The 16,598-nt window shown below is 37.9% G+C and carries 19 protein-coding genes; 9 read left to right on the top strand and 10 right to left on the bottom strand.

What is annotated here, in order from left to right; all coding sequences use genetic code 11:
- Together H6F39_RS12655 and H6F39_RS12660 are read right to left on the bottom strand one after the other, a co-directional pair.
- On the bottom strand, positions 1 to 224 hold a 224-nt coding region (locus H6F39_RS12655), incomplete at its 3' end, for a 4-Cys prefix domain-containing protein (protein WP_370539389.1).
- Between the two features lie 74 nt (positions 225 to 298).
- Positions 299 to 844: a DUF2854 domain-containing protein gene (locus tag H6F39_RS12660; protein ID WP_137908046.1), complete on the bottom strand. Its 546-nt coding sequence runs from the start codon at positions 842 to 844 to the stop codon at positions 299 to 301.
- A gap of 138 nt (positions 845 to 982) precedes the next feature.
- Here H6F39_RS12660 and H6F39_RS12665 point away from each other — a divergent pair, with 138 nt between their 5' ends.
- Positions 983 to 1,156: a hypothetical protein gene (locus H6F39_RS12665; protein WP_190371439.1), complete on the top strand. Its 174-nt coding sequence runs from the start codon at positions 983 to 985 to the stop codon at positions 1,154 to 1,156.
- A 151-nt stretch (positions 1,157 to 1,307) separates the two neighbouring features.
- On the opposite strand, the gene H6F39_RS12670 is transcribed toward H6F39_RS12665, so the two are convergent.
- On the bottom strand, positions 1,308 to 1,742 hold the full coding sequence (locus H6F39_RS12670; RefSeq protein WP_137908045.1) for a response regulator transcription factor: 435 nt from the start codon (positions 1,740 to 1,742) through the stop codon (positions 1,308 to 1,310).
- 740 nt (positions 1,743 to 2,482) lie between these two features.
- Positions 2,483 to 4,648 carry a polyphosphate kinase 1 gene (ppk1, locus tag H6F39_RS12675; RefSeq protein WP_137908100.1) on the bottom strand — a complete coding sequence of 722 codons (2,166 nt, stop codon included), beginning with the start codon at positions 4,646 to 4,648 and terminating at the stop codon, positions 2,483 to 2,485.
- 211 nt (positions 4,649 to 4,859) lie between these two features.
- On the opposite strand from ppk1, the gene H6F39_RS12680 reads away from it, so the two are divergent.
- Both H6F39_RS12680 and H6F39_RS12685 read left to right on the top strand, forming a co-directional pair.
- Positions 4,860 to 6,323, top strand: a complete 1,464-nt coding sequence (locus H6F39_RS12680) for a cell wall metabolism sensor histidine kinase WalK (RefSeq protein ID WP_228036500.1) — start codon at positions 4,860 to 4,862, stop codon at positions 6,321 to 6,323.
- 102 nt (positions 6,324 to 6,425) lie between these two features.
- Positions 6,426 to 7,292, top strand: coding sequence for a tetratricopeptide repeat protein (locus H6F39_RS12685; RefSeq protein ID WP_137908150.1), 867 nt, complete (start codon positions 6,426 to 6,428; stop codon positions 7,290 to 7,292).
- A 58-nt stretch (positions 7,293 to 7,350) separates the two neighbouring features.
- Here H6F39_RS12685 and H6F39_RS12690 read toward each other — a convergent pair whose 3' ends face one another.
- Entirely contained in the window at positions 7,351 to 7,749 is a 399-nt protein-coding gene (locus tag H6F39_RS12690; protein ID WP_028082090.1) for a response regulator, read from the bottom strand.
- A gap of 227 nt (positions 7,750 to 7,976) precedes the next feature.
- On the opposite strand from H6F39_RS12690, the gene gyrA reads away from it, so the two are divergent.
- The 3 genes from gyrA (at position 7,977) to H6F39_RS12705 (ending at position 11,811) form a co-directional block, all read left to right on the top strand.
- On the top strand, positions 7,977 to 10,490 hold the full coding sequence (gyrA, locus tag H6F39_RS12695; protein WP_137908101.1) for a DNA gyrase subunit A: 2,514 nt from the start codon (positions 7,977 to 7,979) through the stop codon (positions 10,488 to 10,490).
- A gap of 87 nt (positions 10,491 to 10,577) precedes the next feature.
- A complete protein-coding gene (locus H6F39_RS12700) occupies positions 10,578 to 11,525 on the top strand; it encodes a cation diffusion facilitator family transporter (protein ID WP_137908102.1) in 948 nt (315 codons plus the stop codon).
- A 103-nt stretch (positions 11,526 to 11,628) separates the two neighbouring features.
- Complete coding sequence (locus H6F39_RS12705) at positions 11,629 to 11,811, top strand: chlorophyll a/b-binding protein (protein ID WP_137908103.1); 183 nt, start codon at positions 11,629 to 11,631, stop codon at positions 11,809 to 11,811.
- 218 nt (positions 11,812 to 12,029) lie between these two features.
- Here H6F39_RS12705 and H6F39_RS12710 read toward each other — a convergent pair whose 3' ends face one another.
- Entirely contained in the window at positions 12,030 to 12,470 is a 441-nt protein-coding gene (locus H6F39_RS12710; RefSeq protein WP_190371441.1) for a hypothetical protein, read from the bottom strand.
- Positions 12,471 to 12,571: 101 nt separating this feature from the next.
- On the opposite strand from H6F39_RS12710, the gene petN reads away from it, so the two are divergent.
- Positions 12,572 to 12,658 carry a cytochrome b6-f complex subunit PetN gene (petN, locus tag H6F39_RS12715; protein ID WP_013189847.1) on the top strand — a complete coding sequence of 29 codons (87 nt, stop codon included), beginning with the start codon at positions 12,572 to 12,574 and terminating at the stop codon, positions 12,656 to 12,658.
- 7 nt (positions 12,659 to 12,665) lie between these two features.
- On the top strand, positions 12,666 to 12,827 hold the full coding sequence (locus H6F39_RS12720) for a hypothetical protein (RefSeq protein ID WP_190371442.1): 162 nt from the start codon (positions 12,666 to 12,668) through the stop codon (positions 12,825 to 12,827).
- 282 nt (positions 12,828 to 13,109) lie between these two features.
- On the opposite strand, the gene H6F39_RS12725 is transcribed toward H6F39_RS12720, so the two are convergent.
- The 3 genes from H6F39_RS12725 to H6F39_RS12735 form a co-directional block, all read right to left on the bottom strand.
- On the bottom strand, positions 13,110 to 13,352 hold the full coding sequence (locus tag H6F39_RS12725) for a DUF4327 family protein (RefSeq protein WP_028091717.1): 243 nt from the start codon (positions 13,350 to 13,352) through the stop codon (positions 13,110 to 13,112).
- A gap of 689 nt (positions 13,353 to 14,041) precedes the next feature.
- Complete coding sequence (gene rbfA / locus H6F39_RS12730) at positions 14,042 to 14,440, bottom strand: 30S ribosome-binding factor RbfA (RefSeq protein WP_137908105.1); 399 nt, start codon at positions 14,438 to 14,440, stop codon at positions 14,042 to 14,044.
- 125 nt (positions 14,441 to 14,565) lie between these two features.
- Complete coding sequence (locus tag H6F39_RS12735; RefSeq protein WP_137908106.1) at positions 14,566 to 14,772, bottom strand: DUF751 family protein; 207 nt, start codon at positions 14,770 to 14,772, stop codon at positions 14,566 to 14,568.
- A 163-nt stretch (positions 14,773 to 14,935) separates the two neighbouring features.
- Between H6F39_RS12735 and H6F39_RS12740 the strand changes: the two genes are divergently transcribed.
- Positions 14,936 to 15,763: a DNA adenine methylase gene (locus H6F39_RS12740; protein WP_137908107.1), complete on the top strand. Its 828-nt coding sequence runs from the start codon at positions 14,936 to 14,938 to the stop codon at positions 15,761 to 15,763.
- On the opposite strand, the gene H6F39_RS12745 is transcribed toward H6F39_RS12740, so the two are convergent.
- Positions 15,760 to 16,245 carry a PD-(D/E)XK nuclease superfamily protein gene (locus tag H6F39_RS12745; protein WP_137908151.1) on the bottom strand — a complete coding sequence of 162 codons (486 nt, stop codon included), beginning with the start codon at positions 16,243 to 16,245 and terminating at the stop codon, positions 15,760 to 15,762. The genes H6F39_RS12740 and H6F39_RS12745 overlap by 4 nt on opposite strands.
- Positions 16,246 to 16,598: the final 353 nt, after the last annotated feature.

Consider the following 16,598-nt stretch of genomic DNA (forward strand, 5'->3'; position numbering starts at 1 on the left):
AAAGCCGCACTTCCAGCTTGTTGGGGTAAGAATTGTTTAATGACGCAGGGAGTATTTAATCTTTTTTCATCTATTGCTTGAAATGTTCTGCCAAAACCACCTTCTCCGAGAAATTTAATGGGACGATAACGATCATCTAAAAGGATTTTACTCCCACAGTTTTCACAAAAGTTAGTACCCTGGGGATTTTGATGAAGACAGGTAGGATTAAGACATTGACTCATGGTAGCTGCTGGGTATTTCTAGGGATGATTATACTATACCAAGAAACAAGATAAGCGGGGAAACCCCGCTGCTACTATTTCTGCTTCATCAAAGACAGTTCAATATAGTCTTCTCTGGGCTGTGTCATGCTAATCTCTACATTAGGTCCGAAATATTTGGTCATTTTTTCTTGCTTTTGTTGCCAAGCATCAAAGCTAATTAATGGCGAATCAAATTCTAAAATTAGGGTATAAGCCCCATTGATTTCGGTTTCTCGTAAACCTGTCACTATTGGTCTGGAATCGTCCGTGGGACTTAAACCTAGATAAGCTAGAGCTTCGTCTAAATGGGCTTTTTGTCCATAGCAGTAGCGTGTGATGTCTTTACGGATTTTAGTTTGTGTGACAGTTGCTTGTTGTTTTCTGAGTGCTAAAATTGATGGTGTGGTGGCTTGGCTGAAGGGTATGGGTTTGAGTTCATTAGCTTTGAGAGCTAAACCTCCCAATAGCAGCGGAAAACCATAGAAAAACCCCACTAAATTGAGGGTAGCGTTATCTGCAAAATAGGCAACAAAACCTGTAATAGTGAGTATACTACCGATTGTTAAACCAAGTGTTCCCAAAGAAATTCCGCCGAGCATAATTTGAGATTAGTATAATTTATTTTCATTCTTAGTTCTATTATCATCGCTGATTAGGGGCAAATTGACACAGAAATTAATATTCTTGTTTTTTGCGTTAACTTTAGATTTGAAGTGTTTAAGGACTGGAAGCAAAAAATGGATATTCAGACAATTAAAGACCGAATTAGCGCGGTTCAAGCTAAACGTGAACGGTTGCTGAGTTTACTCGAACAACCTAATTTAGGAACGTTAAGGGTTGATGTTAATCAAGCATTGGAAGAACTAGATGATCTACTGGATGAATTTAAACGCACTGTTCCTAATGCGTGAAATAATTAAGCAGATTTAATTAATAATAAAGATTAGCGTCGGGTGTTTGTTATGAACAATATACCCGACGCAATTTAATTTTGATAAGAATTTTGACAAGAATTTTGACAGTGACAGAATTGATAATTTATAATTTATAATTGATACTAGACTAGACGGGGTTAAATTTTTCTGCTGAATAGGAAAAATACTTAACTCGCTGTCCTAACTGTTTAACTAAGGTAATGAGTTCTTTTGTACGAATATCTTTTTTGCAAATTTTATCAAATTTATGCTGAGTTTGGTTTTGCTGAAAAGATGTTTCATCTATAGATGAATAAGCTAAAATCTGAGTATTTGGAGATATATCTTTAATGTAATGAGACGCTACCCAACCATCCATAATTGGCATTTGTAAATCGAGGATAACGACATGAGGTTGATATAATTTAACCATTTCTATAGCTTCTTGACCATTAGCGGCTAAACCAACAACATGAATATTTTCTTGAATAGAAAAAACTAATTGTAAGCTTAAACGAGTCAGTTCATGATCATCAACTACGAGAATATCCAAGTTAGAACACTCAGGGGACAACATTAACATTCCAGAGAAAGAATAAATGTAAATTAATACTAATTTGAGAAATGATTGTCGCAGCTAAAAAGTTGTCAATTTTGTGCTGATTTAGTAATTTATTGACAATTTAAAATCGCAAATAGTATGAACTTTTATAGTTTATGATTATTAGTAAAATAATTCACTCTATCTTATGGATGAATTTTAGTGATTAAAAAAATATTTTTATGCAGAAAAAAGATTTAGTCATGTCTTTTTCGCATCATGATTTTATGAAAAATTAAATTATTTGCTATTATGGAGAGTTGGCAAAGTCTAAATTGATATCTAGTATCACTAATACTAGTTTGGTGGTTAGAAACCGCACCTAAACAGAAAAAACCCACTTGCGTGGGTTTGGAAACCTTGATTTTTTCTGAGTTCCAAAGGGGATTTTGGTTTGATAATAGCGTTACCCTTGGGTATGACAGGGAATTACCATCAGGGTGAGGTACGATTTTGACGGGCAAGATGCCCGTACCACAAGATTTTTATTATTAATATAGGACTCCTATTTGATTTTTGATAGCTTGCGTGGCGTAGCCATACAAGAATTAGTAGGTATCAATTCTGTCTTTCTTCCAGTTAAGAGTTCCCTGTTCCCAGTTAAGAGTTCCCTGTTCCCTGACCACACAAGTAAATTCACAGAATCAAACCGGATTCCTATATCTGTACTTCATAATCTCGGAAAATGCTGTATCTTTGCAGATAGCTTTTTGAGATATTCTCTAATTAATACCAGTAGAACGTAATGCCATGGACATAATAGTTTTTTGGGAATTGGCTTCTGGACAGTTATCACCGGGACATCTTTGGATATAATTACCATCAGGTTGTAGTTCCCAAGCATGGCGATTATCTGCTAACATAATTCCTAATATTTCTTGTAGATCTTTGGCAATATCTTGGTCTTTTATTGGTGTAATTACTTCGACGCGGCGATCTAAATTACGACACATCCAATCAGCACTACCGATATATATTTCTTCTTGACTATTATTGTGAAAGTAATATATGCGAGAGTGTTCTAAAAAGCGGCCAATAATGCTGATTACACGAATGTTTTCGCTGAGATTTGGTATTCCGGGACGTAAACAACAAATACCGCGAATAATCAGGTCAATTTGTACGCCAATACGAGAGGCTTCGTATAATGTAGAAATGATTTGTGGATCAACTAGAGCATTCATTTTCGCAACAATTCTGCCGGAAAATCCATTTTGGACATTGGCAATTTCCCGCCGAATTAATCCGAGAAAGCGATCGCGCATATTCACAGGTGCTACCATAATTTCTCGATAGGATTTTTGGCGAGAATAACCTGTTAAGAAATTAAATACATCTGTTAAATCTGCACCCAATTCTTCCCGACAACTAAATAAGCCTAAATCTGTATAGAGTCGTGCTGTTTTCTGATTATAATTGCCAGTACCAATATGTACATAGCGACGCATTTTATCTTTTTCCCGTCGCACTACTAGAACTATTTTGCTATGGGTTTTTAAGCCTACTAAACCATAAACAACATGAACACCCACTCTTTCTAAACGTCTGGCCCAATAAATGTTATTCTCTTCATCAAACCGTGCTTTTAATTCTACTAATACGGAAACTTGTTTGCCATTTTCCGCCGCAGTAATTAAAGCATTGACTATAGGTGAATCACCAGAAGTCCGATAAAGGGTCATTTTGATGGCTAAAACATGGGGATCTTGGGCGGCACTAGTAATAAAGCGTACCACTGTACCGGAGAAGGATTGATAAGGATGATGCACTAGTAAATCTTTTTCTCGAATTACGGAGAAAAAGTCTTTTCCTTCTTCTGGTTCGTTGATATCAGTATCAATACTGGGTTCTCTAAGTCTTTGTAACCGGAAGGGAACAACAGATTGACGCGGGGGATCTTTGAGTTCTGGTAGGGGTAATGCGAGAAAATACATTAGATCTCGCAGTGCTAAAAGACCATCAACTTCGTAAACATCGCTTTCAGTTAATCCTAAATCCTGGAGGAGACGAGAACGAACTGATACAGGGGTTTGGGAACGAATTTCTAACCTGACAGTATTTCCACCCATGCGGCGTTTGCGGAGTTCTTGTTCAATAGCTAGGAGGAGATCATCTGCTTCGTCTTCTTCCAATTCCAAGTCAGCATCCCGGGTAATACGGAAAGGGTGATATTCTTGAATAATCATTCCTGGAAAGAGGGATTCTAAATTATGGGCGATCGCTTGTTCTAAAGGAACTCCTGTCCAGTGAATAGTGTTATAATCTTCCTGGGTTGCTAATTCTGGCGGTATGGGCAAAAATCTGGGTAAGACTTTGGGAACTTTCACTCTAGCAAAAAACTCCTCGTCTGTTTCAGGATTTTTGACCACCACTGCTAAATTTAAACTGAGATTAGAAATGTGGGGAAAGGGATGACTAGGATCAACAGCTAGAGGAGTAAGAACGGGAAAAACCTGTTCCTGAAAATAATTATTTAAGTGATTTCGCTGTTTTTGATTCAATTCTATGTAATCTAAAATGTAAATTCCCCGTTGGGTTAAAAGTGGTCGGAGAACTTTCTCAAATTCCACGTTGTGTCTTTTCAGTTGGGGTTTGAGATGTGAACGAATATCATCTAGTTGTTTTTGTGGTGTCTGTCCATCAGGTGTTAATAAATTAACAGTAGCTTCTACCTGTTGCTTTAAACCTGCTACTCGCACCATGAAGAACTCATCTAAGTTAGAACTAAAAATGGCCAGAAATTTCAGCCTTTCTAATAGGGGAGTTCTAGGATCACAAGCTTCATGTAACACCCGGTTATTAAATTCTAGCCAACTTAACTCCCGGTTAATGTAGTATTGTGGATCACTTAGATTAATAAAGGTATGATTTTTTTTTGATTTCGCCATGATCATTTAGATAAAGTAGATATTGTTTATGAAGTATGAATATAAATATCTTAATTGCTACTGCATAGATTTTTACAGTTCCTGATATAAAAACTTGAGCAAGTTCTTAATATGGTATTTTTATGTATAAAAATACATTATGAATGCAAGTATTCACAGAAAATAATAACATCCTGAGTGTAACTTGTATGGTATCAAGAAAATCCCGTTCATGACTCAAATAGAATTGCTACATATTAATTTTATGTCCATTTACTTATTTCAAGCAACTCGTCGTCGGTTAGCGATTTGGTACACGGCTATAACTGCGATTTTATTATTATTATTTGCTAGTGGTGTATATTTATATGTTCACAGTACATTAATTGAAAGAGTTGATGATACATTATATCATGTGGTGGAAGTTGTCGAGCGTTCTTTAGTCATTGAACAGATAAACCTGCAACCTCATCAATTGCGAGTAAATGTAAAATCTAGTTTTCCTAATAATGCTGAAAATGCCGAAGATGATCGCATTGATTTAGAGTGGTTTAGTCCTACTGGTGAATTATTGTGGTCAACTTTTTCGGAAATATTAAATATTCCTATTCATCCTAATCATACAGGTGAAACTGTGCGAGTAGCAAGCAAGGGAGGATGGGCAGAATCTGCACAATTATTAAGACAAGTTACCAAAAGAATAGAAAGAGGAAGACAGGTTTTAGGATATTTACGAGTAAGTCATCCTTGGTTTGAGGTGACAAAACCTAGCCGACAATTAATTTTTGATTTGGCTTTAGGAATTAGTTTAATGCTATTGTCAGTAGCAGCTAGTGGTTGGTTTTTGTCGGGTAAAGCCATGAAACCTGTGGGAGAATCTTACCAGCGTTTAAAACAATTTACTGCTGATGCTTCCCATGAATTAAGAAGTCCTATTGCTTTAATTCAAACTAATGTCCAGGTGGCTTTGGCTGATTTAGATTTAGTCAAAGAAGAAAATAATACTGTTCAATATCGTCAACAATTAAAAATCATGGAAAGACTGACTCAACGCATGGGGAAGTTAGTTAATGATTTGCTATTTTTAGCTAGACAAGATAGTGGAATTAACACAGATGTATTTTCCCTTTGTCCTCTTGATGCTTTATTAATGGAAGTGGTGGAAGAACAACAACTTGTAGCGAGGGAAAAACAAATTAATTTGGTTTTGAATTTAGTCGCTTCTCCGGGGACGGAAGTTAATGCTGAATTACAAGAAAGTTGGTTTACTCTCATCGGAAATTGGGAGCAATTAGTCAGATTATTTACAAATTTGATTGGTAATGCTTTGCATTATACTCCTGTACAGGGAGTAATAAAAGTGGAGCTAGAAAGAATTGAAGGCATAAATCGAGTTAGAGGAATGCGTTGCACCAATTCTCATTTACAAATTAAAGTTAGTGATACGGGAATTGGTATTCCTACGGAGGCACTACCAAAATTATTTGACCGCTTTTACCGAGTTGATCCAGCCCGGACACATATAAGCGAAAAAAGCTGCTCAACTACAAATACTGGTTCAGGATTAGGATTAGCGATCGCTCAAGCCATTATCGCTCATCATCAAGGACAAATTCAAGTAGTCAGCACACTGGGTGTAGGTACTACTTTCATTGTGATTTTACCCCTAAAACCGCCAATTTCGGAATTAAATTGACAACTGACCAATAGGCCTATCCATCTGATTTTGTTAAGCTATGTGATAGTGTAGCGTGAGATTAGCCTAAAGATGCCAATATTCGGACTAGGAGGTGGTAGTGTGCCAAAACACATTCGGTTAGTTTCTCTTTTAGTTGCTTGTAGTTTATGGAGTATTCCCTCTTCTGCTCATGCTCAAGCGTTTATACCCCATACAGTGCAAATTGATCACGCACAGTTGGAAAAGCAGGGTTTGAACTTTGCACGGGAGGCGGCTCAATTAGCTCAGTTTCAGCAAATTGAACCAGCCTTAATCAGAGCCGAATTGGCGGTGAAACTGGCTCCGCAGAATGATAAAGTCTGGTGGTTACTAGGGAGTTTGTATCTACAAACTAAAGAATTTGATCAAGCTATTACCACCCTGAATAAAGCCCAAACACTCAACCCCAAAAATGCTGAAGTGCTGTTTGCTTTGGGTTCAGCCAAGTTTCAAAAAAAAGATTACCAAGGATCAATCACTGATTATCAAGCAGGTTTGAAATTAAAACCCAATTATTCGGGAGGGTTATTTGATTTGGGCAATGCTTATTATATGCTCAATAAATTACCCGAAGCGATCGCTCAATTCAATTTGGCTGTCAAACAAGATCAAAAGTTTTGGCCAGCAATTAATAATATCGGCTTAATCAAACATCAACAAGGGGATATTTCGGGAGCAATTCAGCAATGGCAAACGGCAGTTAAGATTGATAAAAAAGCCGCAGAACCTTTATTAGCTTTAGCAATAGCTACCTACAATAAAGGGGAAATCCAGCAAGGGGTAAAAATGGGAGTATCTGCACTCCGCATTGATTCCCGTTATGCTGATTTAGATTTTCTCAAAGAGAATCTTTGGGGTGAACGGTTACTTTTAGAAGCCAAAAAGTTCTTAGAATTACCGGAGGTTAAATCAGCATTACAGGAGCTCAGACAAGCGCCAACGCCCTAATCAAACAAAAGTCCAGGGAGTAGGGGGTAAGGAGTAGATAAAATTACTCATGACCTAATTATGCTTGTGGTAAGAGTCCTAAAATTTGGTCAACAAACTGTTGATGATCAACTACAGGCTTAGAAATGTAACCATCAGCACCGCTTTGTTTCAAAAAATTTTCTCGATCTCCTTCCATTGCGTGTGCTGTCACTAAAATCACTGGTAATTTAGCCGTTTGTGGGTCAGATTTCAACATTTGGGTAATTTTGATCCCATCAACGGACTTACTTTGATATACACTACGGGACAGAGAGACATCCATTAAAATTAAGTCAGCCGCTCCTGACAGGGCAATTTTGAGAATCTCTTCCACATTTTCTGTATGTTTTACACTCAAACCGCCGCGTTTAGTCAGAATTTTAGAAAAAACGCGAGCATTAATTAAATCATCGTCGACAATTAGAACTGTTTTCATGAAACTTTATACTCATAGAGTTAACACCTGGGCAATGTCTATTGTATTTTTAATAATCTATAAGCTACAAAGATCCCATCAAGGATAATACTACTGCTTTTTATCTTCATGACTATTAAGATTGTGTGAGTATTTCTATTTAATCCGTGATGGTAAATTGCGGGGTATGTTATCTTTTAGCGACTGTTGTGTAGTGAAAATTCAGGGAAAATTCAGGGAAAAACTTCATGGCAAAACAGTTAAACCTTCTCTCTAAAGGACAGGTAATCACCACCGCCCTGCACACCGAAATGCAACGGTCATACTTAGAATATGCCATGAGTGTGATTGTGGGGCGAGCTTTACCAGATGTCCGTGACGGCTTAAAACCAGTACATAGACGTATTTTATATGCTATGCACGAACTGGGTTTAACGCCAGATAGGCCTTATCGAAAATGCGCCCGTGTGGTGGGAGATGTTCTAGGTAAGTACCATCCTCATGGTGATCAATCTGTCTATGATGCTTTAGTGCGCTTAGTACAAGACTTTTCCAGCCGTTATCCCTTACTGGGAGGACATGGTAATTTTGGCAGTGTTGATAATGACCCGCCAGCAGCCATGCGTTATACGGAAACCCGCCTCGCTCCTGTGGGACAGGAGGGAATGTTAACGGAAATTGCTGAGGAAACTGTGGATTTTACGGGTAATTTTGACAATTCCCAACAAGAACCAACGGTACTACCGGCTCAATTACCATTTTTATTACTTAATGGTTGTGCGGGAATTGCTGTAGGAATGGCTACAAATGTCCCTCCCCATAATTTGGGGGAAATTGTTGATGGTTTAATTGCTTTAATTGACAATCCTGATTTAAGTGATGAAAAATTATTTCAATTAATTCCCGGTCCTGACTTTCCCACAGGTGGGGAAATTGTTGATCATGGGGGAATTAAAGAAGCCTATACCACTGGTAAGGGCGGTATTGTCCTGCGGGGTATAGTAACAGTGGAGGAAATTCCTGCCACTAGGGGGGGTAAACGTCGCACAGCCTTAATAGTTACAGAACTGCCTTTTCAAGTTAATAAGGCTGGTTGGATTGAAAAAATCGCCGATTTAGTCAATCAAGGTCGTTTACAGGGAATTTCTGACATTAGAGATGAAAGTGATCGGGAGGGTATGCGCGTAGTTATTGAACTTAAACGCGATACAAATTCACAAGAACTGCTTCAAAATCTGTATCAGCAAACGGCTTTACAAACGACTTTTGGCGCGATTCTATTGGCTTTAGTTGATGGACAACCCCGCCAATTAAGCTTACGACAACTATTGCAGGAATTTCTCAAGTTTCGAGAACATACTCTCAACCGTCGCTACAGTTATGAATTGGGAAAAGCAGAAAATCGGGTTAATATCCTCTCAGGATTACTCAAAGCTTTATCAAATTTGGATGATGTCATCACTATATTACGGCAAGCTGCGGACGGAAGTACAGCCAAAATGACACTTTGTAGCCGCCTAGATTTGAGCGATTTACAAGCGGATGCAATTCTGTCCATGCCATTACGTCGTCTCACCAGTTTAGAGCAACAAAACTTACAAGAGGAATTTGACCAACTTAACCGCGAGATTAGCGTATTGCGGAAATTACTGGAAGATAGACAGGAATTACTCAAAGCTTTAAAAAAGGATTTGCGATCGCTCAAACGTAAATACAATGATCCGCGACGCACCAAAATAGTTAACACTAAAGAAAACCCTGTTTCAGGAGAGAAAGGTAAAACAGGAGTAGGGAGTCAGGAGAAGAAAGAAATCAAAACAGAGGTGGCAAAACTGGCCACTGAAGAAACGATTTTAGAAGTCACTCAACGGGGTTATGTGCGCCGTATTTCTCCTAGTAGCAAAAAATCAAGAGGGGAGAATGGGTTGTTAGACCATGATTTCATTATTCAAACCGAATTAACTAATACCCACAAAGACTTATTAATCCTTACCAGCAGTGGTAAAGTTTACCCCATTACTGTGGGAGATATTCCCGTCACTACAGGACGTGCAGCCAGGGGAACGCCATTAATTACCATGCTTACCAATACTGCCCAAGGTAACACAGAAGGTGTCATTAGCCGTTTCTTGCTCCCAGAAAAACCCGAAACCCAGGAAATGGTGTTGTTGACCAAAGAAGGACGTATTAAACGCCTATCTTTATCAGAATTTGTGAATCTTTCCCGGCGAGGCATTACAATTTTAAAGCTGAAGGATAATGATGAATTAGCTTTTACTCAATTCATTACTAGCGGACAACATATAATTTTGGCGAGTTCTAGCGGTCGTTTGTTGAGGTTTCCCGTTAATGATGAACAACTACCGATTATGGGTCGCGCTGCTATGGGATTACAAGCATTCCGCCTTTTAAAAAATCAGCAAATGGTTGGTTGTGTCAATCTTAATCAAGATCACAAATTATTACTAGTAACTCAAGAAGGATTTGCCACTGCAATATCCTCGACTGCTAATCAGTTGAGGGTTGCAAATCGGGGAGATTTAGGTATCCAAGTTTTAAAATTTCATAACAAAACAGACAATTTAGCGGCAATGGTACAAGTAAAACCAGGGAGAGAAGTCGCACTCATGACCAATAAAGACCGGGTAATTCGGGTATCTGTGGATATAATTCCTAGCTTCAGCAAAGATACTAAAGGTGAAAGTATTTGTCAACTCAATCGAGATGAGAAAATTATTGCTGTGGTGGAAGTAGATGTTTAATGAAGATTTATTTCACGCAGAGGCGCAGAAGGCGCGGAGAGTGAGAGTTGGGAATTTTTCAGTTTTTTTGTTGTTTATTTATCAGTTATGACACAGGACAACCACCACGAACACCATCATCACCATGGACATGGACACCATCATCACAGTCACGCTCCGGCAACATTTACTCGTGCTTTTGCTATTGGTACTGTACTTAATTTAGGTTTTGTCCTCTGTGAAATAACTTATGGTTATTTAGCACACTCTCTGGCTTTGTTTGCTGATGCTGGTCACAACCTGGGTGATGTATTGGGACTCCTCCTAGCGTGGGGTGCAAGTTCCCTGTCCCGTCGTCCTCCCAGCCACCGCTATACCTATGGTTTACGTGCTTCTTCAATTTTGGCCGCTTTAACAAATGCTGTGGTCTTACTTTTGTCTATGGGTGCTATTGGCTGGGAAGCTATCCGCCGCTTTAATGATTCTACTTCTGTATCAGGTGAAACTATTATTGGTGTTGCCATGGTGGGAATTATCATCAATACTTTGACGGCAATGATGTTTATGTCAGGACGCAAAAGTGACTTGAATATTCGGGGAGCATTCTTACACATGGCTGCGGATGCGTTGCTATCCTTGGGAGTGGTGGTAGCGGGGATTGCTATTTTATTCACCCATTGGGTGTGGCTTGACCCATTGGTAAGTTTAATTGTTGTCGTCGTTGTCGTGATTGGTACGTGGCAATTACTTAGGGACTCTATAAATTTGGCACTTGATGGAGTACCAGCAGGAATTGAGTTGCGGGCTGTGAAAAATTACTTAATGGAACGTCCTGGAGTATCAAAAATTCACGATCTTCATATCTGGGCTATGAGTACGACGGAAACGGCACTCACGGTTCATTTAGTCATGCCAGAAGGCTATCCTGGTGATGCTTTTTTATGGGAAGTTTGTCGGAAACTTGAACACCATTTTGGGATCAAACACGCTACTATTCAGGTAGAAACGGGGGATTCTGCTTATCCCTGCGCTTTAGAACCCGACCACGTTGTCTGAAGAATTTTAATACAATAATACAATGTTGCATTTTTGAATAAATTTGTTATATTTATTTACATAAAGCAATATAGCTTAGTAAATCCTAATTGGAGTGCTAACCATGACTAATGCAACAAAAACAGCTACTACACCTGTAGCTACTGACCGCAATGCTTGGCGTTGGGGTTTCACACCGGAAGCAGAAATCTGGAATGGCCGTTTAGCAATGATTGGTTTTTTAGCAGCAGCTTTAATTGAACTATTTTCCGGTCAAGGCTTTCTCCACTTCTGGGATATTCTGTAATTTTTCGATAACATATAAGACTCCTATTTGAGTTTTGAACAAAATTTGCTAAACTTGATATATCCCCGACTTCTCAAAGAAGTTGGGGATATTATTTTTACAGCAGTTTCCGATATTATGAAGTACAGATATTAATGATAAAACTTTTGTGGTGCGGGCAAGATGCCCGCACAAAGTGTACCTCACTCAAAGCTACTTGCTGTATGTTATTTATAAATTCATGAAAACGGTTTAAGCCATTTTCGTAAAATAGCAGTATCTAAAGCAAAAGCCGCCAGGGCAAACCACAATATACTTTCTGCTACTAAGATTAAAAAAGGCAAAAGCGGATTATTTATATTCCAGCCAACTTCGATTTGAGTTAATCCCCGCACTAAACCAAAAGCCAAAATTCCCCCAGTTTTCAGGTGAGGATTTGTATCTACGCGGATAATATAACGGTAGGTGACACCAAATAGAAACCCAGAAAACCCTGCTATTACACCACTTAATAACACCTGTAAACTTACCATATTAATGGTATGATAACCAACCAAGGAAAAATACTTATACAGCCATAAAACATTAATCAAGCTAGTGCTAAGGAAAGCTAAACCTAAAGATATACTACCAATTACTCCCGCTTTTAGGGATTCTAACCGTTCTGCCATTAGTTCCATGATATTGCCAAACCTGCTATGAATATAGTTAATGAATCAACCGCGTTTTCCCAGTATGATAAATATTAGAGACGTTTTGTAATTATTTGAAAAGTAGAACTATGATTTTGACACTGGGTTGGGTATCACTGTTAGTTGTGTTTACTTGGTCGATTTCTATGGTAGTTTGGGGACGCAACGGACTATAGAGGAATCGTGGAAAGTCCATTTTTGGGTATTTTAGCCTTATTTGGCGTAGTGCTGCTGGTAGGAGTCACTGGTGGTGTTGTTTACCTAACATTAGCAGATTGGCGCGACCGTCGTCGTCTCGAAGACGAAACCCGCGCAGCCCGACGTAGCACTAGCAAGCGCAAATAATCATATCGCAGCATATATATTGCTATATTCTGCGTTAAAAAGTGTTTATGTGGGGATAACAGCTATTCCTATCCCTACATAAACTATATTTATTGCTACCATAAAATGTTCACGGAATTTATTTCCTCTTCCTTTCCGCGCCTTTGCGCTTTGGCGTGAGAAAACCCTTCCAGAAATACCCAGTAGTAAATAAATTAAAATCAAAAAATATACTTGCCTGTAGCCAGAAACTACAAACAAGTACAGTTAAAAATAACAGCAGTTTATTAAATAAAGACTAGATTAATCGTTATCCCATTCTTCGCGGCCGATTAAATCACCGATACGATCACGGAGTAAAAAATCACATTTTTCTAATTCACATTCAACGCAAACCCACTCCCTAGCAGGTATAAATTGGCAAAGTGTATATATTGGTTGCTGACGGCCAACCATTCCCCTTTCTACCAGTCGACGGGCTTCGTCCTGGATAACATTCAGAGAATAGTAATTGTAATTGATAGAAGGCACCGTATTTACAGTCATGGTTTTTTACTCACAAAATTACATTTAGAAAGCGTTCCCATTATTCGCTAGGAACTAGGAACAAAGATGGCAATAATTAAACCTGTATCCAGGGTTTTGTAGTTTGCTATACGGAACTATTATCATTTTGACGCTATACACTTCTAAATTATCTAAAGAAATGTTAAATTTGTCAAGAAAATATGACATTTATGGTATTTGGATTTCATATTCCCAAGATAAAAGAAACTAATTTTACTATTCAAACCTAAATATTTCCATTTTCAACAACTTCTACATTAATCTATGAAAAAACTATTAAAACTATACTGGACTTGTTCTAACGTTAACTGTACTAGTTTAGGTGTATTTATGGGATTTGACATCTATCCCAGGATACAGGATCTACAACACCTTTAATTATTTAAAAATAGGGAAGATGATCTGATCCCAAAAAGCTAACATAAGCTAACAATATCACTATCCAGTCCCCAGGCTACCACCGTCAACCTGACCGCTTCTTTTTCTAAATTAATCGCAGCATGATCTTAATTACTCCAGAACAACCCAGGACTTACGCAAAATATCTCTCCCTAAACCCCCATTTCTCCGTGACCTCTGTGCCTGGAGTGGTTCGTTATTCCGTGACTCATGCGTAAGTCCTACAACCAATAATATCAAGATTTCTCTATATTCCGGTCAGTTTTGAATCATTCAACCATTTCTTCTGCCACCTCATCTATACTTGACAATGTCCGTTGCTGCTGAAGTTGGTTTAATAAACTCAGCACCTTAGTGCCTCTTTCTATAGACCTATCTTCAACAAATAGCACTTCTGGAGTGCGCCGTAATCTAATTCTCGCCCCAAGTTCACTGCGGACGTAACCTGTAGCAGATTTTAAACCTGCCATTGTTTCCGCTTTAGCTTCCTCGGTCCCATAAATACTGACAAAGATTGTGGCGTGTTGCAGATCTCCAGAAACATCCACATCCGTGACACTCACCATTCCCGTACCCACACGGTCGTCTTTAATCCCGTTGAGTAGCATTTGGCTAACTTCCCGTTTAATTAATTCAGCAACGCGGGAAACGCGGCGATTTGTAGCCATATAAATTCCGCCTTCTCACAAAGTTTTGATAACATGATTCTAAATGTAAGTTAGAGTGGACTGTGCTTGATGTGATTAAATCAAGAGTAAAAGTCCAATAGACTAAAACTTTTTCTTTCCCTAGTCTAGATTGTATTTAACCCCAACATAGCCCGGAGAGTAAGGGTTACGAAAAAAAGACCACCAGCAAAAAAGCCTAAAATAGCAATCAGTGTCACAGGACGTTTCAACAGAGGAAACAGCGGCTCAAAAGTGTTGAGAAAAATACCTAAGACGATACTAACCAAGTAACGAGGGTAGCGGAAGACGTTATCCCAAAATCCATCAAACATTTGAATTTAAACCGCCTTGTGATATAATGCAAGTTTGTTTTTGTGTTCTTTACCTACTCTGATTATAATATATAACCAATATAACCATCATATAGCAGGGAGCGGGAAGGAACAGGGAATAGATAACTTAGATTAATTTGGTTTTTATTTTAACAGTAAGTAGATGGTAAGTCAAATTCCTCAACAAATTTACCCACGGCCATTTTTAAAGTGGGCTGGGGGTAAAACTAGATTAATTTCGCAATATAAAGACTATTTTCCTAAACATTACGAAACTTACTATGAACCATTTTTAGGTGGTGGAGCAGTTTTTTTCTATTTGCAACCATTTCAAGCGGTTTTAACTGATATTAATGCAGATTTAATTCTTACTTATCGGTGCGTTAGAGATAATTTGGGAGAGTTAATAACTCTGTTGCAATATCATCAAATTAAGCATAATTCAGATTATTATTATGATGCAAGAAATCATCATGGTGGGACAGATTTAGAAAAGGCGGCTCGGTTTATTTATCTGAATAAAACTTGTTTTAATGGACTTTATCGGGTTAATTCTCAGGGTAAATTTAATGTTCCTGTGGGGAAATACAAAAATCCTGGTATTTGTCAGGAAGAAGTTTTAAAATTAGCGTCGTTTGCACTCAAGAATGTAGAAATTAAACAAGGGAATTTTGATGAGGTTTTAAATTATCCAATTGGTAGTAATGACTTTGTTTATTTTGATCCCCCCTATTATCCTCTAAATAGAACTAGCAATTTTACAGCTTATAGTAATTTTTGTTTTGATGAGAATCAACAAATAAAACTGAGGGATATTTTTAGTAAATTAGCTAATAAAGGTGTAAAAGTTATGCTATCTAATTCTGATTGTCCATTTGTTCGTGAGCTTTATGCTGGGTTTAATATTCATACTATATTAGCAGCAAGGTCAATTAATTCTCATGGTCAAAAACGAGGAAAAATAAATGAATTATTAGTAACTTCTTATTAGAGATTATTATTGTTAGCCCAGGCAATAAATGAACTCAAATCATAAACACCTAGGAGATTTTTATTCGTATTAACTTGTGTTTTTAACCAGTTAATTGCTCCTGACTTCATGCCACCGCCATCAATTAATACAAGGGCTGGTACAGGATAGCAATTTTGAATATTCAAATTGAGATAGGGTAGTTTTTCATCAACTGAACCACTGCTATTCTGCCATTTACATTCAATAATTAGCCCATCGGAGATTGAGGTAGAATTAATAATATAAAAGTCTACAGTTATTTCGCTACCATAAATTCCTTTTCCAATATGAACTTGCTTTGCATATCTTTTGAGTAATTGATTCGAGTTTAAAAGACATTCAAGGCGTTTTTTTTCTGGTAAATCAGAACCTACCTGGGCATATTTATGACCTAACAAAGTCCCTTCTACAGTTGTCTCTAAGACACTGCCGGCCTTAGCTGCTTTTCTACCCTGAGTCATAGTCATGCTTAACCCCCCTACTAAAAGTCATACCTATTATAGCATTCCATAAAAGCAGTAGTAAGGCGTGATTAACTCATAAGAATTTTTAATTTTTCTAAACTACGATAAAAATAATATGATACCTTTGTACTGAAAAACAACTATATTAATTTCTAGCTAAACAGGACTTACGCAAAATATCTCTCCCTAAACCCCCATTTATCCGTGACCTCTGTGCCTGGAGTGGTTCGTTATTCCGTGACTCGTGCGTAAGTCCTACTAAAATCTAAAGTTGCTAGTTTGTTACTTGTGGTAATAAAATTGTAGGTTGGGTAGAACAAAGTGAAACCCAACATTGTGACATTTAACAT

The organism is Dolichospermum sp. FACHB-1250, from assembly GCF_014696335.1.
GTDB lineage: Bacteria > Cyanobacteriota > Cyanobacteriia > Cyanobacteriales > Nostocaceae > Dolichospermum > Dolichospermum planctonicum.